The sequence below is a fragment of the Variovorax sp. YR216 genome, assembly GCF_900107745.1.
Classification (GTDB): Bacteria; Pseudomonadota; Gammaproteobacteria; order Burkholderiales; family Burkholderiaceae_C; genus Variovorax.
The window spans coordinates 44,428-67,760 of the sequence record NZ_FNRO01000007.1 but is presented as its reverse complement, the minus strand read 5'-3'; the positions used below and the strand labels follow the sequence as shown (position 1 = coordinate 67,760).

Here is a 23,333-nt window from a genome sequence, read left to right as displayed (position 1 = left end):
GAGGAACGCGCGGCAAGTCCCTACGGATGGTTGACGTCTCGTGCTGCGCGGGCATCAGGATTTCGAGCAGCTACAGTCCTCGGGCGCGGCACAGTTTCCACAATTGGCAACAATTGTTGCTAAAGTTGATAGCGAAATGGGTCGACAAAACGAAGCGCTGCGGTGGCGCCTGATAGCACTGGTATTCGCGGTCCTGGGCTTCTCGTGGAGCGTCTCGGCACATGCCCTGACGCTGATCGAGGAAGCGGAGCTCACGCTGACCTTGCACGGCCAGGCGCGGGCCCATGCCGAGAAGCCGCAGACCGTGACCCTGCCCTTTCACTGGGATCAGCGACAAGGCGCGGTCGATGGTGAGGCGCGGTTCACGTTCGAGGTACCGGTAGCCCAGGCCGACGCTCCGATGGCGCTGTTCGTGCCGCGTCTGGGCAACAGCTTTCGTGTATCCGTGGACGACCAGGAACTGGCCCGGTTTGGCGCCTTCCCGCCGGGGCCCTACGACGATGCTTCCTTTGCGCCGCAGTATGTCGAGCTGCCAGCGTCTCGCTCGGCATCGTCGCGGCGCGTGGAGGTCACCATCGCGGCGCAAGCGGCTCGCCAGGGCGGGCTGTCGCCGATCGTGGCAGGCACCGTCGAGGAGATTCGTCCGCTCCATGAACGTGCCGAGTTCTGGCATATCAGCGGTGGCCGCTTCATTGCCATCGTGAGTGGCGTGCTGGGCGCGCTGTCGCTGCTGGTGTGGCTGCGCCAGCGCGAATCCATCTATCTCTACTACGGGCTGGGCGAGCTGTTGTGGTCCGTGCAGACGGCACGCGTGCTCTTCACGCATGCGCCGCTGCCCTGGCCTTGGTGGGGCGTTCTGCCGCTGGCAGCTTTCCAGGCGGCGATTCCGCTGCTGTGTCGCTTCGCGCTGGCCGTGGTGGGACGGGACGATACCCGCCTGGCGCGCTTCCTGGGCGCGATGGCTTGGTTGGCGCCGGTCGCGGCCGCGCTCGGCATCATGGTTCCGTGGCTGTGGCTGACGTCGCTGTGGCAGGGGCTGAACCTCGTGGTCGGGCTGGCGATGATGGTCACGGTGCTGCGCGTGGCGCTGCGCAGCTCCGTGCTCGAGCACCGCGTGCTCGGCCTGGCCGTGGTGCTGGTCGTGCTGGCCGGTGCGCGCGACATGTGGGTCATGCGCTACTCGCCCCAGGCCTACGACGTGGTGCCCTGGATCCGCTTCGCCTGGGTTGGCTTCGCCATCTCGCTGGCCTGGGTGATTGCCGAGCGCATGCGCAAGGACGCTCGCGCGATGGCGCAGATGAACGCCTCGCTCGAAGCAGAGCTCGCCAAGCGCAACGCAGCCCTGGAGGCCGCCTTCACCCGCGAACGGGAGGGAGAGAAGGCGCGCGGCGCACTCGAGGAACGCCAGCGCGTGATGCAGGACCTGCATGATGGCCTCGGGGCGCAACTCGTGGGACTCCTGAGAATGGCCCAGCAGCCGGGCGCGGCCCGCGACGATGTCGCATTGCATCTGCGCGACGCGGTGGACCAGCTGAAGCTGACAGTGGACGCGATGCATGACGGCGATGGCGATGTGGCCTCGGCCCTGGGCGCCGTGCGCTACCGGCTGGGGCCTCGCCTGCAGGCTGCTGGTATCGATCTGCGCTGGGACGTGAGTCCGCTGCCGGCGATGACAGGCTGGAGCGTGCGGGAATCTCACCAGATGCAGATGCTGCTGTTCGAGGCGTTCTCCAACCTGATGACGCACTCGGCGGCAACGCAGGCCTCGCTGATTGCGCGCGTGTTGCCCCCCGGGGGTGCGGATGGTGCGGAGGGTGAAGTCATCGAGATCGAACTATGTGACAACGGCCGTGGCTTCGATACGAGTGGCGTGTTGCGCGGCAGAGGGCTGGCGAACATGCGTGCTCGCGCCGCTGCCTTGGGAGGCATGCTCATGCTGAAGTCGCGGCCCGGGGAGACCCGCCTGCGCTTGCGCCTGCCGATGCCGGTGCCGGCGGCCGTGGCCGGCAGCACGTCAAACGAGGCCATGACGCGCCTTTCGGAGGCAAATCCCGAACTGCAGGCGAGCGGTCAGGCGGGTTGGCGCCCGGCACTGCGCTAGCCATCTGACATGGCGGCCTCGACGGTCGCACGAACTCGGCGGCGAAGCGCTTGATGTCGTCGGCGCAGTTCGCACAAAGCTGCGGCATTGCGGACTATTTCGTGGAACGGAACACCGTGTTCATCCGCAACGGCTTTTTAAGGGCGGCACGCAGGACTAGATTTGAAGCATCGCAGTCCGTCGGAGATCGTCACCATGTCCCAGCCGAGTCACGCCGCGTCCGGTGCCCGTTTCGAGGTCCGGTTCCGGTCGCTGTTTCGCGAGGGCCGCGGCTTTGCGTTTCCTTGCGATGCCAGCGGCCACGTGAATCTCGAATCGTTGTCCGAGCGCGGTCGCAGCAACTACCTCTTCGCCAGCGCCATGGTCGGCCGCGAATTCGCGGCGCCCAGCGTCACCATGGCGCTGCGATAGTTCATGTCACGATTGACGACTGTGTGCACCATTTGCGACATGGACGTCAAACCGCACCTCAAAAAAAACCGGGACATGCCCGGTTTCTTCTTGGATCGGCGTAGCGCCAGTTCATAGCGGCAGTTGCTGGCCGTGGGCCGCTGCAAGGGCCTGCGCGCGCACGGAAGCGCGGTCCACGCTACCCGACGCCGTGGCAACGCCTTGCCCGAAGCCTTCCGCATAGGGGTTCGCGCTGTGCGCTGCGGCGACTGCATCGTTGCGCACCGTTGCGCGGGCGACCGACGAGGTCGGCAGCGACGCCACGTGCGACGAGACAGCATCGCCATAGGGGTTGTCGCTGCGCGCGGCGACCACGGCCCCGGCCCGTACGTCGGCACGGCTGTTGGCCGACACCAGCGGTTGCACACCGTCATAGCTTTCAGCTTGCGCGCCGGCAACGGCAAAGAGCGATACAGCAGCAGCGGCGATGATCATCGATGTCTTCATTTGGTTTCCTTCGTTGGGTGAATTTGGCTGATCTCGAACGGGTCTCCGTTCATTCCAGAGCAGCTGATGTCTGCCCCGTGGGGAGAAGTTTGCACCCAAACACTAGGTAAAAACCCTAGTAAATCATCACAACCCTGTTGCCGGGATCGAAACAATCGCGGCGCGAAGACACGATGAAGCCTCAGTCGATCGGCACGCTGGCCTCCTTCAGCACCCGCAGCACGAAGTGCGACTTGCTGTGGCGGATGCCGGGAATCTTGTAGAGCTTCTCGCGCAGCAGCCGCTCGTAGTCGCGCGTGTCGCGCACCGCGATGCGGATGTAGTAGTCGTAGTCGCCCGAGACGAGGTAGGCCTCCAGGATCTCCGGGATGGTCGCGAGCACGCGCCCGAACTCGTAGAGCGTTTCGTCCGTGTGGCTTTCGAGCGTGAGCTGCACGATCACCGAATCGCGGTAGCCGAGGCTCGCGGGATCGACGTCGACCGTGTAGCGCCGGATCACGCCTTCGGCTTCGAGGCGCTTGATGCGGCTCCAGCAGCTGGTGGCCGAGAGTCCGACCTCGGTGCCGATGTCCTGCAGCGAGCGGCGCGAGTCCTGCAGCAGGATGCGCAGGATGGCCAAGTCGATCTTGTCGAAAAATTCTTCGTCGGATTTTTGATTCTTCCTTTGAATCTTCAAGTAATTCTCCTTTCTCGTCGAATTTCCGAAGCACATTCTGAGGCAAAGCCAGAAGAATTACGGGATGGAAATCACCACGAAAGACCCGGCACCGACCGGCACTGAAGAAGCCCCCGCCTCCCTTCGCAACGGCGCCGAACGGCTGCTCGATGCGCTGGTCGAAGGCGGCGTCGACACCCTGTTCGGCTACCCCGGCGGCGCCGCATTGCCGCTCTACGACGCGCTGCACGGAGAGCCCCGGCTGCGCCACATCCTCGTGCGCCACGAGCAGGCGGCCGTGCATGCCGCCGAGGGCTATGCACGCACCACCGGCAAGGTCGGCGTGGTGCTGGTGACTTCCGGCCCCGGCGTGAGCAACACCATCACCGGCCTGCTCGACGCCATGAGCGACTCAGTGCCGGTGCTGTGCATCAGCGGCCAGGTGGCGACGAGCGTGATCGGCACCAACGCCTTCCAGGAGAGCGATGCGCTGGGCATGTCGCGCCCCGTCACCAAGTGGAACTTCCAGGTGCGCTCTGCCGCGCAGGTTTCGCAGGCGGTGCGCGAGGCGCTCGCCATCGCGAAGAGCGGGCGGCCCGGCCCGGTGCTGCTCGACGTGCCGAAGGATGTCCAGTTGGCCCGTGCAGATGGCCTGCCGACCCCCGACGTGCCGCGCGCACGCGCCACGCCTTCGCAGCCCGCCGTGCCGCGCGGCAGCCTGCAACGTGCGGCCGACCTGATCTCGACCGCTCGGCGTCCGGTGTTCTACGGCGGCGGCGGGCTCGTGAATTCAGGCCCCGAAGCGTGCGCCGCCTTCACGCGACTGGTGCGCGCCACCGGCGCGCCTTGCACGCTCACGCTGATGGGGCTGGGCGCATTCCCCGCTTCCGATCCACAGTGGCTCGGCATGCTCGGCATGCACGGCACGCTCGAAGCGAACCTCGCCATGCACGAAGCCGATCTGGTCGTCAATGTCGGCGCGCGCTTCGACGACCGTGTCACCGGCAAGCTCGACGAGTTCTGCCCGCACGCGCGCAAGATCCATATCGACATCGACCCGAGCAGCATCCACAAGACACGGTGCGCGCCGATGTGCCGATCGTGGGCGACTGCGGACAGGTGCTGGGCGGCCTGCTCGATCTGCCAGAGCTGCACGGCCTCGCGTCCGAACGGCTCGCGCCATGGTGGGAGCGCATCGCGCGCTGGCGCGATGCGCGCTGCCTGGACTTCGCCACGCGCCCGGACGAGATCGTGCCGCAGCAGCTCATGGCCGCGCTGCAGTCGCGGTTGCAAGGTCGCGATGCCATCGTCTCCACCGACGTGGGCCAGCACCAGATGTGGGCCGCGCAGTACCTGCGCTTCGAGCGGCCCGCGCGCTGGCTGACCTCCGGCGGCGCGGGCACCATGGGCTATGGCCTCCCGGCCGCGATCGGCGCGCAGGTGGCGCATCCGGATGCGCTGGTGGTCTGCGTGAGCGGCGATGCCTCCGTGCTGATGAACATCCAGGAGCTCTCGACCGCGGTGCAGCACGCAACGCCCGTCAAGCTGGTGCTCAGCAACAACGGCTACATGGGCATGGTGCGCCAGTGGCAGGAGCTGAACCATGGCAACCGGCTGTCGCACAGCTGGAACGCCGCGCTGCCGGACTTCGTGGCGCTGGCGAAGGCCTTCGGCTGGGGCGCACGCCGTGTCGCGGATCCGCGCGAGTTGGACGACGCGCTCGCCGAATGCCTGGCCTTCGACGGCCCGTTCTTCCTCGATGTGCAGGTCGCGCCGCAGGAGAACTGCTTTCCGATGATTCCTGCGGGCGCGGGACATCACGAAGTGATGCTGGCCAAGGACCGCTGGCACGAGGAAGAGGCGTTGTGACGCCGCCGCCTACTCCAGCTTCATCCCGGCGCTTCGGATGAGCGGCCCCCACTTCTCGCGTTCGCTGCGCGCGAAGCGGTCGAGGCTCTCGGGCGTCCCGCCGGCCGGCTCGTGGCCGAGATCCAGCAGACGCTGCCGCGCTTCGGGCTGCGCCAGGATCTTTGCGATCTCCGCATTGAGCTTCTGGACGATCGCCGCCGGTGTCCCGCGCGGTGCGTAGAGCCCATTCCACGCGACGACCTGGAATCCCTCCAGCCCCTGGCTGGCCGCCGGCTTCGTCCCCGGCAGGAGCGCCGAGTCATTGAGCGACGTCACTGCCAGCGCCTTGAGCTTGCCGTTCGCGATGAAGGGCCGCGCCGCGCTGGCCGTGTCGATGCCGACCAGCACCTGCCCACCCATCAGATCGGTCATGGAGGTGCCGGAGCCCTTGTAGGGGACGGACCGCATCACGACGCCGCCCTGCTTCTGGATAAGCTCGAGCACCAGGCGCGACGTCGTGCTCGGCAGACCCACGTCGACGGCGTCGGGCCGCGCCTTCGCGGCCGCGAGCAGGTCCGCCAGGTTCTTGTAGGGCGCGTTCGGATTCGCGAGGATCACCATCGGAAAGGTGCTGACCAGCGCCACCGCCTCGAAGTCCTTTTCGGGATCGAACGGCATCGATGGATAGAGAAACTGGTTGAGCACATGGGTGCCGTTGGTCCCCATGAGCAGCGTGTAGCCATCGGGAGCGGCCCGCGCGACCTCGGCGGCACCGATGTTTCCGCCGGCGCCCGCCCGGTTGTCGATCACCAGGGGCTGGCCCAGTGCACGCCCCAGGTGCTCGGCCAGATAGCGGGTCGCGACATCAGTCCCCTGCCCCGCCTGGTAGGGAACGATGATGCGTATCGGCTTCGTAGGATAGGCCTGCGCCACCACGAAGGAAGAACCCAAGAGCGCGACGAGCGCAACCAAGATGCTGACGATCCGTTTCATTGCAGTGTCTCCTTTGTTGGTTGTTTCCGCGATCACCCTTGTTCAGGGCACCGCTTCCGGACAGATGTCGATGGCCTGCAGATGGCTGATCTGTCCCTGGTCGAATCCCGCTTCACCGAGCACCTCCTGCGCGTGCTGGCCAAAGCGCGGAGGAGGCTGGCCCGGCCGGCCCGGTGTTCGCGAAAGGCGCACGGGCACACCGATGCCCCGGTAGCCATCGATGCTCACGCTCATGCCGCGATGCGCTGCATGCGCCTGTGCAAAGGCCTCCGGCACGGTGTGCACCGGCCCGACCGGCACGCCGCTTCGCATCAGCGCGCTGCACACCGACTCGCGCTTCCAGCCTTGCAGCACGCCTTCGATCCGTCGCCGCAGTTCATCGCGATGCTGCAGGCGCGCCGCATTGGTCGCGAAGCGCGGATCGCCCGGCAGTCCCTGGAGATCCATGACGGCGCAGAACTTCGCGAACTGGCGGTCGTTGAGGATTCCGAGAAACACCTGTCCGTCTTCGCACTGGAACTTGTCGTAGGGCGCGATGTTCGGATGCGCGCTGCCGAGCAGGCCGGGAACCTGGTCCGAGTGCATCCAGTTCGCGCCATGCGGCACCAGCAGGCTCAACGCGGTGTCGAACAGCGTCGCCTCCACGCGCTGGCCGAGGCCCGTGCGATCGCGGTGGTGCAGCGCCAGCAGGATGCCCGTCAGCGCGGTGTAGCCGGTCAGGTGGTCGACGATCGGAATGCCCATGCGCGTCGGGCCCGAGGCAGGATCGCCATTGACGCTCATGAGCCCGCACATGGCCTGCAGCACGGCGTCGTAGCCCGGCAGGCCGCCCAGCGGTCCATCCGCGCCGAAGCCCGAGATCGCGCAGTAGATGAGGCCGGGAAAGCGCGGCTTCAGTTCGTCCTCGAAATCCAGCCCCCAGCGCTGCATCGTGCCCGGGATGAAGTTCTCGACGAGCACATCGGCGTCCTGCAGAAGACGCAGCAGCGTTTCACGGCCTTCGGGGTGCGCGAGGTTCAGCGCCAAGGCGCGCTTGCCCCGGTTGACCGCCGTGAAGTAGGCCGCGTCGCCGTCGTCATTGAAGGGCGGTCCGAGCGTGCGGGTCTCGTCGCCGTTCGGCGGCTCGATCTTGATCACGTCGGCGCCGTGATCGGAAAGGATCTGGGTGCACAAGGGGCCGGCAAGGACCCTGGACAGGTCGATGACCCGCAGCCCCGCGAGCGCCCCGTGCCCATCGGCACCGCGCCTTGAAGTATTTGGCATAACAGATCCGATAGGGATTGCCGCGGCAGTCGGCGCGAGCCGGCCTGCCGGGCCATCCGGTTTGCGATCCTGCCTTCGCCCCGGCCGGGGCGAGGCGACTCAGCCGCGCGTGGGGAGCTCCACGACGCCTGATCCGATGACCGACAGCTCGTCGTCCTGGTTGTGGGCCTCCTGGGAGATCTCCACGAGATGACGTCCGTTCTCGATGAACTTGCGCTTGACGTAGCCCTTGATGAACAGCATGTCGCCCTCGGGGTTGTGGCGGCGGATCTTGCAATGCGCCTTGCGCAGGAACCCGTCGTCGCCCATCCAGTTGGTCAGGTGGTGCGTGAGCCACGAGGTGCGTTCCGGGCCGTAGTCGTAGGCGCCCGGTGCGCCGACCTCCAGGGCAAAGTCCTCTTCCCAGTGCACGCGCTCCGGCACGTCCGGAATGCCGAAGCGGTTCGTGATGCCGACGCCGGGGTGCGCGTCGATGAGCTTCCACGCCAGCTTGTTGGCGCGAATGTAGAGACCGCCCCAGCCTTGCGCATAGGCGATGAAGCCGGTCACGGTCATCGGGCCCTTGAACATCACCGGGAGCGCTTCGCCTTCCTTCACGTCTTCCCAGTAGCGGGGCGTGCTGCCGCGGACTTCTTCCTTGGCGTAGAGCTTGTAGGCCTCCTGGATCTCCTCGGTCGAATAGCGGCGCGGCGCACGTGCACGCACTTCCTTGTACTTGCTGCCCTGCTCGCGCGCATGGTCGCGCTCGGTGCGGAAGCACCAGCTGTCCGCCTCGGCCACCTTGTCGCCTTCCTGGTTGAAGAAGTCGACGTGATAGATCTGCTGCACCGCGCGGCCGGCAAAGCGGGTCTGGTGCTCGATCAGGTCCTTGAGGTAGGCCTCGGTCCGGATGGTGTCGTTGCGATGGACCGGCTTGTGCCATTCCCAGTCGGCGCCCGACCACATGGCGTGGACACCTGGCAGGCCGCCCACATAGCCCGAGACGATCCGGCTCGTCGAGAACAGGAAGCTCGGCAGCGCGATGATGCCGCCGTACTTCGTCTTCGCGGCATAGTCCGGTTCACACCACAGGGGGTTGTCGTCGCCGATACCGTGCGCGTAGTGGCGGATGTTGTCGCGCGTCGCTTCGTAGCACCACGGCTCGGCCGTTGCGCCAATCTTCTGTCCGATGCGCTCTCGCAGCTCGTCCAGGCCGTTGTCGGTGATCTTCGGGAAGGTTCTTTCGTTGGTGGTGGTGGTGGTGGACATGCCGTCTCCTGTTGAATAAATGGGGGATTACGAATGGGCGGTTGCGCCGGCGGCTTCCTGCTCGCGCAGCTTTTTCCGGTGAATCTTTCCGGCGGGCGTCTTCGGCAGCTCGGCGACGAATGCCACCTGCCGCGGGTACTCGTGCTGGCTCAGGCGCGTGCGGACCGCGTCCTGGATTTCCTCGATGAATTGCTCGCCCGCGGGGCGGTCCGAGACCACGAAGGCCTTGACGACCAGTCCGCGCAGCGCGTCGGGCACGCCGATGGCCGCGGCCTCCTTGACGTCGGGGTGCTTGAGGATCGCGTCCTCGACCTCCACCGCGCCGATGGTCCAGCCGGCCGAGATGATCACGTCGTCCGCGCGGCCGCCGTGCCAGAAGTAGCCGTCTTCGTCGACACGCCCAAGATCCTTCGTCGCGACCCATTCGCCACGGCGCCAGAGCTTCAGCTCGCCGGTCACACCGGGCGCGCAAGGCTTGCCATTGACGTCTTGCACCTGCACTCGAAGACCGGGGATCGGCTTCCCGAGCGATCCCGACTTGACCGGGAAATCCGGTGCGCCGGGATAGGACACCAGACACACGCCGATCTCGGTGGTGCCGTACATGCTGCAGGCCTTGTGGCCGAAGGTCGCCTCGATGAACGCAGCGGTCTCGCTGTCGATCGGCTCGCCGGTGAACGACACCTTGTCGAGGGCGTACGCATACTTCGACGCCGCGCCCGAGTTGCGCATCATCCGGTAGTGGGTTGCGGCCGCCGACAGGTTGTTGAACCGGTGCGACGCCAGCGCCTGCAGCAACCGCTCGCCATTGAACTTGCCTGCGTAGGCGCCGATCGTCACACCCATGGCGAGTGGCGCCAGCGTGCCGTGCCAGAGCCCATGCCCCCAGGCCGGCGATGAAGGGCACATGAAGCGGTCGCCCGGTCGCACGCCGGTGCCGTACAACGCGGCGAGCATCAGCGTGACGATGGCCCGGTGCGTGTGCTTGACCGCATCCGGCAGCTCCCGCGTGGTGCCGGAGGTGTACTGGAAGATCGCGAGATCATCCGCCCGGGTGTTGACTTCGAAGCGTGGAGAGAAGCGATCGAGCGAGCCGATGAAGGCCTCGTCGGCGACCACCACCTTCAGATCGTCGGACGCCGGCACGACCTCCGCCTTCTCGGGGTTCGTCACGAGCAGCCTGGGCTTGCAGTCCTGCACGCGCAGGCGGATGCCGTCCGGGCCGAACAGCGTGAACAGCGGAACCGCGATCGCACCCAGCTTGATCGCGCCGAAGATCGCCACGTAGAAGGCCAGCGAGGGCTCGAGCATCACGGCCACGCGGTCGCCCGCCCGGATGCCCTCCTCCGCGAGGAAGTGAGCGAATCGCGACGAACCCTCCGAGATCTGCCGGAAGCTCAGCGCCTCGTCTTCCCCGTTGGCACGCACGAGGACCACGGCCTCGTTGTCTCCATCCACATGGCGATCGATGCACTCGTGCGCAATGTTCATGCGCGTCGCATCGCCGTCGAAAAGCTCCCATAGGCCTGCGGTGCTGCAGTGCGCTTGCGCGTCCGCGTAGGAGGTGAACTGCGTCAGTCTCGTCATCGCTGTCTCTCGTTGCTCGTGATGGAGAGACTTTGCTCGCCCGCGTTTTAATTGTCAATAGCGTCTATGAATTGTCTATAGACAATTATTGAAAAGACTGGGTCAGGCAGCCAGGGCGGTGCAGCGCGTCACGGAGGGGTGCGCGCAACAAAGCGTCGTATGCTTCGCCAACCTCGTGATCCGCCATTCCCATGCCTGTCGCAGCACCTGCATCTCCGCCCGTCAAAGGCCCTCGCGTTCGCCCCGTGCCTGCGGTTTCCCGCGCGCTCGCCATCCTTCGGTTGCTGGCCGCGAACGCCGAGCCGATGACGCTCAAGGCGATCTCGGAGGAGCTCGATCTGGTGACGAGCACCTGCCTTCACATCCTTCGCGTTCTGGTCGAAGAAGGAATGGTCAAGGTCGAGGCCGGGACGAAGCGATACAGCCTCGATGTCGGCGTGCTGTCCCTCGCGCGCAGCGTGGTGGAGAACAACCCCTTCCCCATGCGTGTGCAGAGCGCGCTCGACCGCATTGCCGAGCGGTGGAACGTCACCACGATCGGGATGAAGGTCTCCGGCCTCGACGACCTCGTGGTGCTGGCCCTGGCGCGGTCACGAGGGCCGTTCCGCCTGTATGTGGAAGTGGGCAGCAGGGTGCCCGCCCTCACCAGCGCGACCGGGCGGATCGTCGCCCACTACGCGGGCTTGAGCGATAGCGAGCTCGCCCGCCAGTTCAAGTCGCTGCACTGGGAGAACCCGCCTTTGTTCGAGACCTGGCTGAAGGAAGTGAAAGCGGTCCAGCGCAAGGGGTTCGCCATCGATCGTGGCAACTACATCAGCGGCATCTCGGTTCTGGCCGTTCCGATCCTCGATGCGCATCGCCGCGTGACGCACGCGATTGCCGCGCTGGGTGTGGCGGACACGTTGACTGCGTCAAAAGTGCAAGCCCTGGCGACGGACATGCAGGAGGAGGCTGCGGGCCTCGCGCAGTGACGGCGAACCACGTTTGAAAGCGGACATGAACGATTTGCCTGAGCGAATGGAAGCACTGCAAGCAGCCGGCTGGAAGCAACGCTCGCTGGGTGGCTTCGCAGACCGCATCGGCCCCATCTGGACCCGAAAAGAGAACGACGGCTGGGCCTACGGCATTCTTGCCACGCCAGAACATCTGAATCCGGCGGGCTTCGTACATGGAGGCGGGTTCTGCGCGCTCTTCGATCACGTCGTCAGCGCCGTCGCCTGGGAGGCCGTCGGCAGGCGCGCATGCGTGACGGTGCAGCTCAACACGCAGTTCCTCGCTGCGGCGCGCGAAGGGCAGTTCCTCGAAGCCCGCGCCCGGGTCACGAGGGCGACGAACTCGTTGGTGTTCGTCGATGGCGCCATCGAGTCGGGTGGGACGGAGCTGCTTCGCGGCTCGAGCGTGCAGAAGATCGTCGGCTAGGAACGGCGCCCACGTCATTGAAGCGGGAAGCGCGCATACGGCAGCGCCGCGGGCAGCGGGTGCGTGACGATCTCCGGCGCCCGGGCGCGGACTGCCGCGTCGCTGACCGCATAGCCCCAGTTGATCAGCTCGCATTGCTCCTGCTCCGTGAACCGGTCCAGGCGCGTACGGATGCTGCTGAGATCGGTGATCTTCTCCGCAGCAACGGGTAGCGCGCCCGGTGCCTCGAAGTCCCCGATGGGCGTATTGATGGCCCAGAACGCCCCAGCGACCGTCTTGCGCTCGTACTCCCGGATCAGCATGCGCTTGCGCAACGCCAGCGCCTGGTTCAGCCCGATGTCCATGACCCTGAAGATCTGCTTGGGTGCAAGGCTTGCCATGCCCGCATCGAGTTCGAACGGCTTGCCCGCGTCGCTCGCCAGCACGGTGGTGTAGCGACCCCACACGGTCTCGAGCCCGAGGTTGTCGTAGACCCCGCCGTCTGCAAGCAGCAGGCGGCGGCGGAAATCCTCCTGCGGCCACAGGTCGGCCCCATCGGTCTTCTCGAACAGCCCCGGGTCCACGTCCAGCTCGATCGGCGCGAGCACCGGCGGAAAGGCGCTGGAGCAGGCGACCGCCGTCGCGACGTCGAACTGGGGCTGGCGGATCAGCCCGATGCGGTAGTCGCCGGCAAAGGGCTTCGAGAATCGGAAACTCACGCCGGTCGCATAGTTGGTGGCGTTGAACACGAAGCGCGGCGCGTCCGGCAGATCCTGCAGCGACGCGCCCATGCCCAGGTACTTGCGGTACGCGTTCGCCACCTCCTCGCCCGCGGACCGGAAAGGATTGAGCGCGCCGGAAATGACCGAGCCGACGTCGATGTTCCGGGAGCAGAAATCCCGGAGTGGCGCCTCGACCTCGTCGATGAAGTTCGAGGCCTGTGCGTTGGCGTCGAAGCGCAGACGCGACCAGTGCAGCGCGAGAACGCCCGCGGTGATCGACCCGCCGGACACGCTGGAGATGCGCGCGAGCCTGGCCAGCACACCCAGTTCGTTGAGGCGCCGGAGCACCCCGACATGAAACAGCACGGCGCGGAATCCCCCACCGGACAGGGCGAGTGCGATGCCCTCCTTCCTGGCCTCGTCGCTCAATGCCATGGCGCTTCTCCAATGATCGTTGAAGAGGACAGGCTAGGACCCACGCCGCTTGCGCGCATCCACCAGTCTGGGTAGACCTGAAGTGGGTACCGGCGACGCGCTCAGGTGATCCACCAGCAGTCTCGCCGCAGGAGAGAGCTGATCGAAGTCCCGGTAGCAGATGGCGAATCGCCTTTTCGCCCACGCCTCCTTGAGCGTGACCACCTTGGTTCGCGCAGGGTCCCGCGACATCTCCGCGATCTGCTTGGGAACCACCGCAAGGCCCAGTCCGGCTGCAACACAACGCAGCGACGCATCGAATGTCGAGACGACGGCCCGATAGAAGATCGGCTTGCCGATGATCGCAGCGGCACGGGCGAGCATCGTATGCACTGCCGTGTTGGCCGGCAGGCCCACGTGGTCGTGGTCCAGTGTCTGGGCAAAGGTGCAGGCCTTGAGCCTGGCCAGGGGATGGTCCGCGTGCACCACGATGCCAAGCTCGTCGCCCCGATAGGGCCGGGTCTGCAGTCCCTCCAGGTCCGCGGCGTCCCAGCACACGCCCACGGGCGCCAGGCCTTCGCGAAGCGCGCTGACCAACTCGCCGCTGTTGCGTTCCTCGATGTCCACGCGGATCTGCGCATGCTCGGGCCGCTGCAGGAAGGTGGCGATGTCATCGGGCAGCGACTCGGTGATCGATGACACGGACGCGAGCATGCGAACCTGCCCCTTGATGCCATGCCGGTAGGCAGCCATGTCCCGCGCGACCCTGTCCGCGGTGGCCAGCATGGCGCGTGCGTGTTCGAGAAGGATTTCGCCTGCGGCCGTCGGCACCACGCCGCGGCGGTGACGCTCGAAAAGCGGCGCATGCACCTGCGCTTCCAACTGGGCCAGCCGCTTGCTGATCGCCGACGAGCCGATGTGTTCCTGCTCCCCCGCCCGGGCGATGTTGCGGTGATCGCAGGCGGCCACGAACAGCCGCAATGTCGTGAGGTCCAGGTCGCGCATGGTCAGACTTTCCCGATTGGAAATACAAACTCGACAATTTATCGCTTCACCAGCGACACGGGCAACTCTAAAGTTCGGCAAACAGCTGGACCACCGGAGACACGCCTCATGACAGCCCCCCTCGCTTCCCTGCCCCGAAAGGTCGTCATTCGCGAAGTCGGTCTTCGCGACGGCCTGCAGAGCATTGCCACCGTCGTCTCGACCGAACACAAGCGCGAATGGCTTCGTGACGCCGTGCAAGCCGGTCAAACAGAGATCGAGGTTGGATCCTTCGTGCCGGCCAAGCTGATGCCCCAGCTCGCCGACACCGAGAAAGTCCTTGCCTATGCGAAGACGCTGCCGGGCCTGTTCGCATCCGTGCTCGTTCCGAATCTGCGCGGCGCCGAACGCGCCCTCGACGGCGACGCCGACCTGATGATCCTGCCGCTCTCGGCGAGTCACGCCCACAGCCTCGCCAATCTGCACAAGACGCCGGACGACGTGGTCGCCGAACTGGGCCGCATCCGCGCCGCGCGCGATGCCGCGGGCAGGAAGACGCTGATCGAAGGCGGGGTCGGCACCGCGTTCGGCTGCACGATCCAGGGGCACGTCGAAGAGACCGAAGTCCTTCGCCTGATGCAGGCGCTGCTGGACGCGGGCGCCGACCGCGTGAGTCTGGCGGACACCGTCGGCTATGCCGATCCGGCCTCGGTCAGCCGTCTGTTCGAGAAGGCGCTGAAGATCGCGGGCGACCGCTTCTGTTGCGGGCACTTCCACGACACGCGCGGCCTGGCGCTGGTCAATGTGCACGCCGCGCTGCAACTGGGTGTCGGCCGCTTCGACGCTTCGCTCGCCGGCATCGGCGGCTGCCCGCACGCGCCGGGCGCGAGCGGCAACGCGTCCACCGAAGACCTCGCGTTCATGCTGGAAGCCATGGGCATCGATACCGGCCTGGACATTCCCGCGCTGCTGACGCTGCGCGCCAAGGTGGCTGGCTGGCTCGAAGGCGAGCCGACGCACGGCACGCTCTGGCGCGCCGGGCTGCCCCGGACTTTCGCGACCCCTGCAACCGCCTGACCTCCCTCCACACCATGAACCAAGACAACACCCTGCCGCTCGCCGGCATCCGCGTCCTCGAATTCACCCACATGGTGATGGGCCCCACCTGCGGGATGATCCTCGCGGACCTCGGCGCCGAGGTCATCAAGGTCGAGCCTCCGGGCGGCGACAAGACGCGCAAGCTGCCGGGCCTGGGCATCGGCTTCTTCCGCAGCTTCAATCGCAACAAGAAGAGCGTGGTGCTGGACATCACCAGCGAAGCCGGCCGCCAGACCGCTGCCGAACTGGCCGGAAGCTGCGACGTGGTGCTCGAGAACTTCCGTCCCGGCCTCATGAGCGAACTCGGCCTCGACTACGAGACGCTGTCGAAGAAGTACCCGCGCCTGATCTGCGTGAGCCACAAGGGCTTCCTGCCCGGCCCCTACGAAAAGCGGCTGGCGCTCGATGAAGTGGTGCAGATGATGGGCGGGCTCTCGTACATGACGGGGCCGGTGGGTCGACCACTTCGCGCCGGCACCAGCGTCAACGACATCATGGGCGGCATGTTCGGCGCCATCGGCGTGCTCGCGGCGCTGCGCGAGCGCGATCGCACCGGCCGCGGGCAGGAGGTGCAGAGCGCGCTGTTCGAGAACTGCGTGTTCCTGTCTTCGCAGCACATGCAGCAGTTCCTCATGACCGGCGAGCCGCCGCCGCCGATGCCTTCGCGCGTGTCGGCGTGGAGCGTCTACGACGTGTTCTCGCTCGCGGATGGCGATCAACTGTTCATCGGCGCGGTGAGCGACAAGCAGTTCAACACGCTGTGCCGCGTGCTGGAACGCACCGACCTGCCGGCCCGTCCGGAGTACGCCGACAACGCGGCGCGCGTGGCCGTGCGTCCTCAACTGCTGGAGGAACTTGGCGCCATCCTGGCCAACCATCGTGTCGGCGAGCTGACCTCGAAGCTGGAGGCCGCAGGCATCCCTTACGCCCCGATCTCCCGGCCCGAGCAACTGGTGAACGACCCCCATCTCAAGCAGAGCGGTGGTCTCGTCCCGATGACGACGGACGACGGCGGAAGCACCGAGGTGGTGTTGCTGCCCCTGACGATGGGCGGCCGTCGCCCCGGCGTTCGCATGCCGCTGCCCAGGATCGGCGAACACACCGAAGAGGTGCTCGCCCGGCTGAAGAAGGCGGCGTGACGCGCCAGTTCCGCCATTCGTTCCATACCCATCAGAAGGAGACAGACATGCATTTCAAGACCATTGGCCGCCGCTCGCTGCTCGCGCTCGGCGCCGCAGCGCTGGCCGCCAGCTTCGCCGGCACTGCAGCCGCCCAGCCCTCCATGCCCTTGCGCGTGATCCTGCCCGTCAGCGCCGGATCGGGCGTGGACGTCATCGTCCGCTCCGCGCAGGTCGCGCTCACGAAGGCGCTCGACGGGCAGCCGGTGGTCATCGAGAACCAGCCCGGTGCCGGTGGGATCACGGGGACGCAGAACCTGGTCAAGGCGGCGCCGGACGGCAACACGATCTCCGTCGTCTCCAACAATCACTCGGTCAATCCGAGCGTCTTCAAGAAGCTGCCTTACGACAGCCTCGCGGATATCACGCCCATCACCATCGTGGGCGGCTCGCCGTTCGTGCTGGTCGTCAACCCGAACAAGGTGAGCGCCAAAAATGCGAAGGAACTCCAGGCCCTGATGAAGGCCAGGCCGGGCGAATTCAACTACGGGTCCTCGGGCAACGGAACGATCATTCACCTCGCCGGCGAGATGTTCGTCGATGAAGCGGGCGTGAAGGCGCGCCATATCCCCTACAAGGGGATGGGACCCATGATCACCGACATCGTGGGCGGCCAGGTCGAGATGGGCGTGGGCGCTGTCGCCGCCGTGCAGGGTCAGATCAAGTCCGGCGCCCTGCGGCCCATCGGCGTGATGGGCAAGGAACGCGTGCCATCGCTGCCCGACGTGCCCACCATCGCCGAACAGGGGTTCCCGGGCGTCGATGTCGCCGGCTGGTTTGCAGTCATCGGCCCCAAGGGCCTGCCGCCGGCACAGGTCAAGCGCCTCCACGATGCATTTGCCACCGCATTCAACGATCCCGACGTCAAGGCCGGCTTTGCAAAACGCGACGACGTCCTGATCCTGAACACACCGGAAGAAGCCGGCAAGTTCCTCAAGTCCGAGCAGGAACGCTATGCCAGGCTGGTGAAGAAGGCGAATGTCACGCTGGAATGAGCCGGAGGCCCGGCCCGGCCGAGTGCCTCCTTGCCCATCAGGGTCTCCGGGTTGAAGTTGCCGGCGCGCTTTGCTCAAATTGCCGGTTGAACGCGTCTTCGCCGCGTCCAACCTTGTGGAGGCAATCATGGCGAGACTGGTCATGCGCACGCGCAGCAAGCCCTATCCGGTCGACATCGGCGGCGAGACGAAATTCATCTGCGGCTGCGGCCTGTCGGCGAGCCAGCCCTTCTGCGACGGCACGCACAAGCTGACGCGCGATGAACAGGAAGGCGCGCTCTGCTGGTACGACGCCGATATGCAACGCAAGGAGATGGCTCACGCGTTCCCCAACATTCGCACGCCGAGCGAATAGGCCCGTCCCGGCATGCCGGAAGGCACCATGAGCGAACCCGACTTCACGATGCTGCGGCAGCGCATGCTGGCCGAGATCGCCGCCAAGACGGTGTTCTCGACCACGTATCTGGACAAGGCGGCGCTGGATCCGAGGGTCATGAACGCCGTGGCCACGGTGCCGCGCCACGCGTTCGTGCCGCTCGAACTGCGGCCCTATGCCTACGTCGATACACCTTTGCCAATCGGCTATGGCAAGACGATCTCGCAACCCTTCATCGTCGCCGTGATGACCGACCTGCTCGGCGTGCAGCCGACCGACACGGTGCTCGAGATCGGTACGGGACTGGGCTACCAGTCGGCCATCCTGTCGGAACTCGCGCACCGCGTCTTCACTGTCGAGATCATCGAAGAACTGGCCGAGCAGGCCGCGCATCGACTGGCCGACCAGGGGTGCGACAACGTCGAGATCAGGGTCGGGAACGGTTGCCATGGCTGGCCCGAACATGCGCCATTCGACAAGATCATGGTGACGGCCGCTCCCGAGCTGATTCCGCCGGCGCTGATCTACCAGTTGAAGCCGGGCGGCACGATGGTGATACCCGCCGGCCTGCCCGACGCGCAGCAACTCATCCAGCTCCGCAAGGACGCGCAGGGTTCGGTCACGACGAGGGAGATCTTCCAGGTTCTTTTCTCGACGCTCGAGGACGTTGCCTTTCCGTGATCTTCAGGCTGCAGGGCGCGGCCCTGTGCTTGCAGCCTCGCCGTGGAGCCATGACAGGAACGCCTCGACCGGCGCGCGCTTCGCATGGCGCGCCGGGTACACGACGAAGTGCGCCTTGACGCGCACGGCCTTGTCCAGGCTCAGGATGGGCTTGAGCTTTCCCTCGGCCATGTGCCGTCCCGCAATCGTGTAGCTCTCCAGGGCCACGCCCAGGCCCTGCGCAGCGGCGTCGAGCGACATCATCGCGCGGTCGAAGCGAAGGGCGAAGCGTTCGGGTGCGCGCTTGTTGGTGTGGGCCTTGAACCAGTCCGACCACTGCACCACGCTGACGTTGCTCTGGATCAGCGGAACCTCCAGCAGCTGCTCCGGCCGCTTGAGGCGGTGCTGGCGAATGAAGGCGGGACTCGCCAGCGGCACGATCTGTTCCTCGAACAGTGGTTCGATCACGAGGTCGGGCCACTGCGGCACGCCGTAGCGAATGTCGATGTCCGCCTGCCCGAGTGCGAAGTCGCTGTGGGTGTGCGCGGCCGACAGGTTGAGCGCGATGTCGGGGTACGCCTGCGCAAAGGCGGGCAGGCGCGGCAGCAGCCACAGGCTCGCGAAGCTGGGCGTGGAGTGCACATAGAGGCTGTTGCGCACACCCAGGCGCAGGTCGTCGCTCGCCGCGCCGATCGCGTGCAGCGCGCCGCTCACGCGCGAGAGGTATTGCTCGCCCGCTGCACTCAGACGCACGCCGTGCGCGCTGCGTTCGAACAGGCGCACGCCCAGTTGCGATTCGAGCCGCGCAACCTGATGACTGATCGCGGAAGCGGTGAGGTGCAACTCGGCAGCAGCGAGCGCAAAGCTGCGGCGACGGGCCACGGCCTCGAAAGCCTGGAGGTTTACGAAGGGAGGAATGGAAGCCATCGGGGGAACCCTCAGGTCAGATGAATTCCTGTCATCTTAGGCTGACAACTCTTCGCTTGTCGTCAAGTGCCTGCGCGCCGAACATCGATCCGTACCGATCCACAAGTTCAAGGAGACAAGCGAGATGCCGAACCATGCCACCCATGCGGCCCAAGGTCGCGCCATGCCGCAAGCCCGTGTCGGGAGCCTGAAGTGAGCACCGCGCTGCTCGAAGCACACCCCGTGCACCCGGACGATTCCCTGCTGGCGCGCGCCGAATCGTGGCTCGGCCACGCCATCGAGATTCCCGCCGCCGCGCTGGTCGTCGGCGAAGTGGTGGTGCTGCTGGCGGGCGTGATCATGCGCTTCATCTTCAACAGCCCGATTCCCTGGGCCGACGAACTCGCGTCGATCCTGTTCCTCTGGCTTGCCAACCTGGGCGCGGCCGTCGCTTTGCGCCGCGGCTCGCACATGCGCACCACCGCGCTGGTGTCGCGCTGGGGCCCTCGGGCCAGGGCCTGGGCGGAAACCCTGGCGATCGCGGTGCCTTGCCTGATGCTCGTGATCCTGATCGGTCCGATGACCGAGTACGCAGCCGACGAATGGATCGTGCAGACGCCGGCCCTGTCGTGGCCGAACACGATCCGCGCCGCGGCGGTGCCTGCCGGCGCCGCACTGATGATTGCCCTCGGCCTGCTGCGCCTGACCCGCGTCGGCATCGCCGATCTCGTCGGCGTGGCGGCCACGATCGCGGCGCTCGCCATCGCGCTCTACTTCGGCTCGGGCTGGTTGCAGTCGGTCGGCAACTGGAACCTCGTCATCTTCTTCGCGCTGCTGCTGGGCGCCGGCGTATTGCTCGGCGTGCCGATCGCGTTCTGCTTCGGCATGGCGACGGTGGCCTTCCTGCTCTGCGTGACGTCCACGCCACTGGCAGTGGTCAGCGGCCGCATCGACGAGGGCATGAGCTCGCTGATCCTGCTGGCGGTGCCGTTGTTCATCCTGCTCGGGCACCTGGTCGAAATGACCGGCATGGCCAAGGCGATGGTCGACTTCCTGGCTTCGCTGCTGGGCCATGTGCGGGGCGGCCTGAACTACGTGCTGCTCGGGGCGATGCTGCTGGTGTCCGGAATCTCGGGTGCCAAGACGGCCGACATGGCCGCCGTGGCCCCTGTGCTGCTGCCGGAGATGAAGAAGCGCGGCAACGACGAAGGCGAACTGATTTCGCTGCTCGCTGCATCCGGCGCCATGGCCGAGACCGTGCCGCCTTCGCTGGTGTTGATCACCATCGGCTCGGTCGCGGGCATCTCGATCGGCGCGCTATTCACCGGCGGCCTGCTGCCGGGCGTGGTACTGGCGGTGATGCTGGCCTTGCTGGCCCGCTATCGCAGCGCAGAAATTGCGCACGGCCTGAAGCGCGCGCCCTTCAGCGTCATCGGCCGCACGCTGCTGATCTCGTTGCCGGCGCTGTTGCTGCCGGTGCTGATCCGCACCGCCGTGGTCGAAGGCGTGGCGACCGCCACGGAGGTGTCGACCATCGGCATTGCCTACGCCGTCGTCGCGGGCCTGTTCATCTATCGCCGCTTCGACTGGCGCCGTCTCTATCCGATGCTGGTCGATACGGCGGCCCTGTCCGGCGCGATCCTCTTCATCATCGGCACCGCAACAGGCATGTCGTGGGCACTGACGCAATCGGGCTTCTCGCACAGCCTGGCAGACCTCATGACCAGCGTGCCGGGCGGCAAGTACGGCTTCCTGCTGGTGTCGATCGCGGCCTTCATCGTGCTTGGCAGCGTGCTCGAAGGCATCCCCGCGATGGTCCTCTTCGCGCCGCTGCTGTTCCCGGTCGCCAAGGCGATCGGCGTGCATGAAGTGCACTACGCGATGGTGATCATCCTGGCCATGGGCATCGGCCTCTTCGCGCCGCCCTTCGGCCTGGGCTACTACGCCGCCTGCACGATCGGCCGCGCCAACCCCGACGTCGCCCTGCGCCGCATCTGGCCGTATCTCGGCGCGCTGCTGATCGGCCTGCTCATCGTGGCCTTCGTGCCCTGGTTCTCCATCGGGCTGCTCTGAGCCCCTCCCCTCACCGACTTTCAACACAAGGACTCCCATGTCTGATCTGACGACGAATCTTCGCGAGCGGGCTTACCGCATCCGCCGCTTTGCCCTGCGCATGGGCGAGGTCCAGGGCCAGGGCTACATCGGCCAGGCGCTCGGGTGGGCGGATGTGCTGGCCGTGGCCTATGGCCATGCGCTCAACTACCGTGCCGACGAGCCCGAGTGGGAAGGCCGCGATCGCTTCCTGCTCTCGCATGGCCACTACGCCATCGCCTTCTACGCGGCGCTGATCGAAGGCGGGATCATCCAGGAGAGCGAACTCGAGACCTACGGCAGCGACGACAGCCGCCTGCCGATGTCGGGCATGGCCACCTACACCCCGGGCATGGAGATGTCGGGCGGCTCGCTCGGCCAGGGCCTGCCGATCGCGGTGGGCATGGCGCTCGGCCTGCGCCAGAAGAAGAACCCGGCCTTCGTCTACGTCTCGATGTCCGACGGCGAGCTCGACGAGGGCTCGGTGTGGGAAGCCGCCATGGGCGCTGCGCATCACCGGCTGTCGAACCTCATCTGCCTGGTCGACATCAACAACCAGCAGGCCGACGGCCCCTCCAGCAAGGTGCTCGGCTTCGAGCCGCTGGCCGACAAATGGGCGGCCTTCGGATGGGACGTGCAACGCGTGGACGGCAACGACATGCAGGCGGTGCTGAAGGCTTTCGGCAACGCACGCGACCTGCCCGAGGCGAAGCCGCGCGTGATCCTGTTCGACACCCTGATGGGCAAGGGCGTGCCCTTTCTCGAGCAGCGCGAGAAGAACCACTTCATCCGCGTCGACCCACCCGAGTGGCAGCAAGCGCTGCAGATCCTGGACGACAGCTGGTCGGCCGCCCAACAAACCGAAGGAGCACTCGCATGAACACCGTCGTTGCGGAAAAGAAGCCGCGCCTCACCACCTCGGCGATGATCGCCTCGATCGCCTCCGAAGGGCAGCGCGTCAAGGCCGCGCCCTTCGGCAAGGCACTGGTCGAGTTGGGCGCGCAGCGTCCGGACATCGTCGGCATGACCGCCGACCTGGCCAAGTACACCGACCTGCACCTGTTCGCGCAGGCCTACCCGGACCGCTTTCACCAGATGGGCATGGCCGAGCAACTGTTGCTCGCCGCAGCTGGCGGCATGGCCAAGGAAGGCCTGGTGCCCTTTGCGACCACCTACGCGGTGTTCGGAACGCGGCGCGCGTATGACTTCATCCACCAGGTCATCGCCGAGGAGAACCTCAACGTCAAGATGTGCTTCGCGCTGCCCGGCCTGACCACCGGCTACGGCCCCAGCCACCAGGCGACCGAGGACATCGCGATGATGCGCGGCATTCCGGGGCTGACGATCGTCGATCCTTGCGATGCGCTCGACATCGAGCAGGCGGTGCCGCAGATCGCAGCCCACAAGGGGCCTGTCTACATGCGCCTCTTGCGCGGCAACGTGCCGCTGGTGCTCGACGAGTACGACTACAAGTTCGAGCTCGGCAAGGCCAAGATGCTGCGCGACGGCAATGACGTCCTGGTCATCTCCAGCGGCTTCATGACGATGCGTGCGCTCGAAGTCGCGCAGGACCTGGCTGCCGACAACGTCGGCGTGGCCGTGCTGCACTGCCCCACCATCAAGCCGCTCGACGAGGCCGCCATCGTCGAAGCCGTCCGCTACAAGCATCGCCTCGTGGTCGTCGCGGAGAACCACTCCGTCATCGGCGGACTGGGCGAATCCGTCGCCAGCGCGCTGCTGCGGCATCGGGTGCAGCCGGCCGGCTTCGAGCTCGCCGGGTTGCCCGATGCCTTCCTCGACGCGGGCGCTTTGCCCACCCTGCACGAGCGCTACGGCATCAGCCGCGAGGCGCTCGCCGACCGCATCCGCAAGTGGCTGGGCTGAAGCCCCGGCCGGACCCTTTCATTCAACACACCACA

At 66.4% G+C, this 23,333-nt stretch carries 21 protein-coding genes and 1 pseudogene; 13 read left to right on the top strand and 9 right to left on the bottom strand.

Annotated elements, in window-relative coordinates; translation table 11 throughout:
• Nucleotides 1-40 precede the first annotated feature (40 nt).
• On the top strand, nt 41-2,101 hold the full coding sequence (locus tag BLW05_RS19200) for a sensor histidine kinase (protein ID WP_143044860.1): 2,061 nt from the start codon (nt 41-43) through the stop codon (nt 2,099-2,101).
• Between the two features lie 195 nt (nt 2,102-2,296).
• Nucleotides 2,297-2,512, top strand: coding sequence for a hypothetical protein (locus BLW05_RS19195; protein WP_093165330.1), 216 nt, complete (start codon nt 2,297-2,299; stop codon nt 2,510-2,512).
• Nucleotides 2,513-2,623: 111 nt separating this feature from the next.
• Here BLW05_RS19195 and BLW05_RS19190 read toward each other — a convergent pair whose 3' ends face one another.
• Nucleotides 2,624-2,998 (bottom strand): helicase SNF2, encoded by a 375-nt coding sequence (locus BLW05_RS19190; protein WP_093165084.1) that lies wholly within the window; start codon nt 2,996-2,998, stop codon nt 2,624-2,626.
• Between the two features lie 181 nt (nt 2,999-3,179).
• Nucleotides 3,180-3,674: an Lrp/AsnC family transcriptional regulator gene (locus BLW05_RS19185; protein WP_256330388.1), complete on the bottom strand. Its 495-nt coding sequence runs from the start codon at nt 3,672-3,674 to the stop codon at nt 3,180-3,182.
• Nucleotides 3,675-3,738: 64 nt separating this feature from the next.
• Between BLW05_RS19185 and ilvB the strand changes: the two are divergent.
• Nucleotides 3,739-5,522, top strand: a pseudogene (gene ilvB, locus BLW05_RS19180) (biosynthetic-type acetolactate synthase large subunit).
• 9 nt (nt 5,523-5,531) lie between these two features.
• Here the strand turns inward: ilvB and BLW05_RS19175 are convergent.
• From BLW05_RS19175 to BLW05_RS19160, 4 genes are all read right to left on the bottom strand, one after another.
• A complete protein-coding gene (locus BLW05_RS19175) occupies nt 5,532-6,494 on the bottom strand; it encodes a Bug family tripartite tricarboxylate transporter substrate binding protein (protein ID WP_093165082.1) in 963 nt (320 codons plus the stop codon).
• 42 nt (nt 6,495-6,536) lie between these two features.
• Entirely contained in the window at nt 6,537-7,757 is a 1,221-nt protein-coding gene (locus BLW05_RS19170) for a CaiB/BaiF CoA transferase family protein (RefSeq protein WP_093165081.1), read from the bottom strand.
• Between the two features lie 99 nt (nt 7,758-7,856).
• Nucleotides 7,857-9,005, bottom strand: a complete 1,149-nt coding sequence (locus tag BLW05_RS19165) for an FAS1-like dehydratase domain-containing protein (RefSeq protein ID WP_093165079.1) — start codon at nt 9,003-9,005, stop codon at nt 7,857-7,859.
• Between the two features lie 27 nt (nt 9,006-9,032).
• Nucleotides 9,033-10,592: an acetate--CoA ligase gene (locus BLW05_RS19160; RefSeq protein WP_093165078.1), complete on the bottom strand. Its 1,560-nt coding sequence runs from the start codon at nt 10,590-10,592 to the stop codon at nt 9,033-9,035.
• A 245-nt stretch (nt 10,593-10,837) separates the two neighbouring features.
• On the opposite strand from BLW05_RS19160, the gene BLW05_RS19155 reads away from it, so the two are divergent.
• A complete protein-coding gene (locus BLW05_RS19155; RefSeq protein WP_256330387.1) occupies nt 10,838-11,563 on the top strand; it encodes an IclR family transcriptional regulator in 726 nt (241 codons plus the stop codon).
• Nucleotides 11,564-11,588: 25 nt separating this feature from the next.
• Nucleotides 11,589-12,011 (top strand): PaaI family thioesterase, encoded by a 423-nt coding sequence (locus BLW05_RS19150; RefSeq protein ID WP_256330386.1) that lies wholly within the window; start codon nt 11,589-11,591, stop codon nt 12,009-12,011.
• A 14-nt stretch (nt 12,012-12,025) separates the two neighbouring features.
• Here BLW05_RS19150 and BLW05_RS19145 read toward each other — a convergent pair whose 3' ends face one another.
• Both BLW05_RS19145 and BLW05_RS19140 read right to left on the bottom strand, forming a co-directional pair.
• Entirely contained in the window at nt 12,026-13,147 is a 1,122-nt protein-coding gene (locus BLW05_RS19145; protein ID WP_093165073.1) for a patatin-like phospholipase family protein, read from the bottom strand.
• 33 nt (nt 13,148-13,180) lie between these two features.
• Nucleotides 13,181-14,131: a LysR family transcriptional regulator gene (locus BLW05_RS19140; protein ID WP_093165072.1), complete on the bottom strand. Its 951-nt coding sequence runs from the start codon at nt 14,129-14,131 to the stop codon at nt 13,181-13,183.
• Between the two features lie 108 nt (nt 14,132-14,239).
• Here BLW05_RS19140 and BLW05_RS19135 point away from each other — a divergent pair, with 108 nt between their 5' ends.
• The 5 genes from BLW05_RS19135 (at nt 14,240) to BLW05_RS19115 (ending at nt 18,438) form a co-directional block, all read left to right on the top strand.
• Nucleotides 14,240-15,187, top strand: a complete 948-nt coding sequence (locus BLW05_RS19135) for a hydroxymethylglutaryl-CoA lyase (protein WP_093165070.1) — start codon at nt 14,240-14,242, stop codon at nt 15,185-15,187.
• Between the two features lie 14 nt (nt 15,188-15,201).
• Nucleotides 15,202-16,347, top strand: coding sequence for a CaiB/BaiF CoA transferase family protein (locus tag BLW05_RS19130; RefSeq protein ID WP_093165069.1), 1,146 nt, complete (start codon nt 15,202-15,204; stop codon nt 16,345-16,347).
• Between the two features lie 47 nt (nt 16,348-16,394).
• Nucleotides 16,395-17,381: a tripartite tricarboxylate transporter substrate binding protein gene (locus tag BLW05_RS19125; protein ID WP_093165067.1), complete on the top strand. Its 987-nt coding sequence runs from the start codon at nt 16,395-16,397 to the stop codon at nt 17,379-17,381.
• Nucleotides 17,382-17,508: 127 nt separating this feature from the next.
• Nucleotides 17,509-17,736, top strand: coding sequence for a CDGSH iron-sulfur domain-containing protein (locus BLW05_RS19120; RefSeq protein ID WP_093165065.1), 228 nt, complete (start codon nt 17,509-17,511; stop codon nt 17,734-17,736).
• Between the two features lie 27 nt (nt 17,737-17,763).
• Nucleotides 17,764-18,438: a protein-L-isoaspartate(D-aspartate) O-methyltransferase gene (locus BLW05_RS19115; RefSeq protein ID WP_177142722.1), complete on the top strand. Its 675-nt coding sequence runs from the start codon at nt 17,764-17,766 to the stop codon at nt 18,436-18,438.
• A gap of 3 nt (nt 18,439-18,441) precedes the next feature.
• Here the strand turns inward: BLW05_RS19115 and BLW05_RS19110 are convergent, their stop codons facing one another.
• On the bottom strand, nt 18,442-19,344 hold the full coding sequence (locus BLW05_RS19110; protein WP_093165062.1) for a LysR substrate-binding domain-containing protein: 903 nt from the start codon (nt 19,342-19,344) through the stop codon (nt 18,442-18,444).
• A 192-nt stretch (nt 19,345-19,536) separates the two neighbouring features.
• Between BLW05_RS19110 and BLW05_RS19105 the strand changes: the two genes are divergently transcribed.
• The 3 genes from BLW05_RS19105 to BLW05_RS19095 are packed head-to-tail and all read left to right on the top strand — an operon-like array spanning nt 19,537 to nt 23,298.
• Complete coding sequence (locus tag BLW05_RS19105) at nt 19,537-21,396, top strand: TRAP transporter large permease (RefSeq protein WP_256330385.1); 1,860 nt, start codon at nt 19,537-19,539, stop codon at nt 21,394-21,396.
• A 37-nt stretch (nt 21,397-21,433) separates the two neighbouring features.
• The gene (locus BLW05_RS19100) at nt 21,434-22,294 is read left to right on the top strand and encodes a transketolase (protein ID WP_093165061.1); all 861 of its coding nucleotides are present in this window, start codon (nt 21,434-21,436) and stop codon (nt 22,292-22,294) included.
• Nucleotides 22,291-23,298 carry a transketolase family protein gene (locus BLW05_RS19095; protein WP_093165059.1) on the top strand — a complete coding sequence of 336 codons (1,008 nt, stop codon included), beginning with the start codon at nt 22,291-22,293 and terminating at the stop codon, nt 23,296-23,298. The genes BLW05_RS19100 and BLW05_RS19095 overlap by 4 nt, the downstream gene beginning before the upstream one ends.
• Nucleotides 23,299-23,333: the final 35 nt, after the last annotated feature.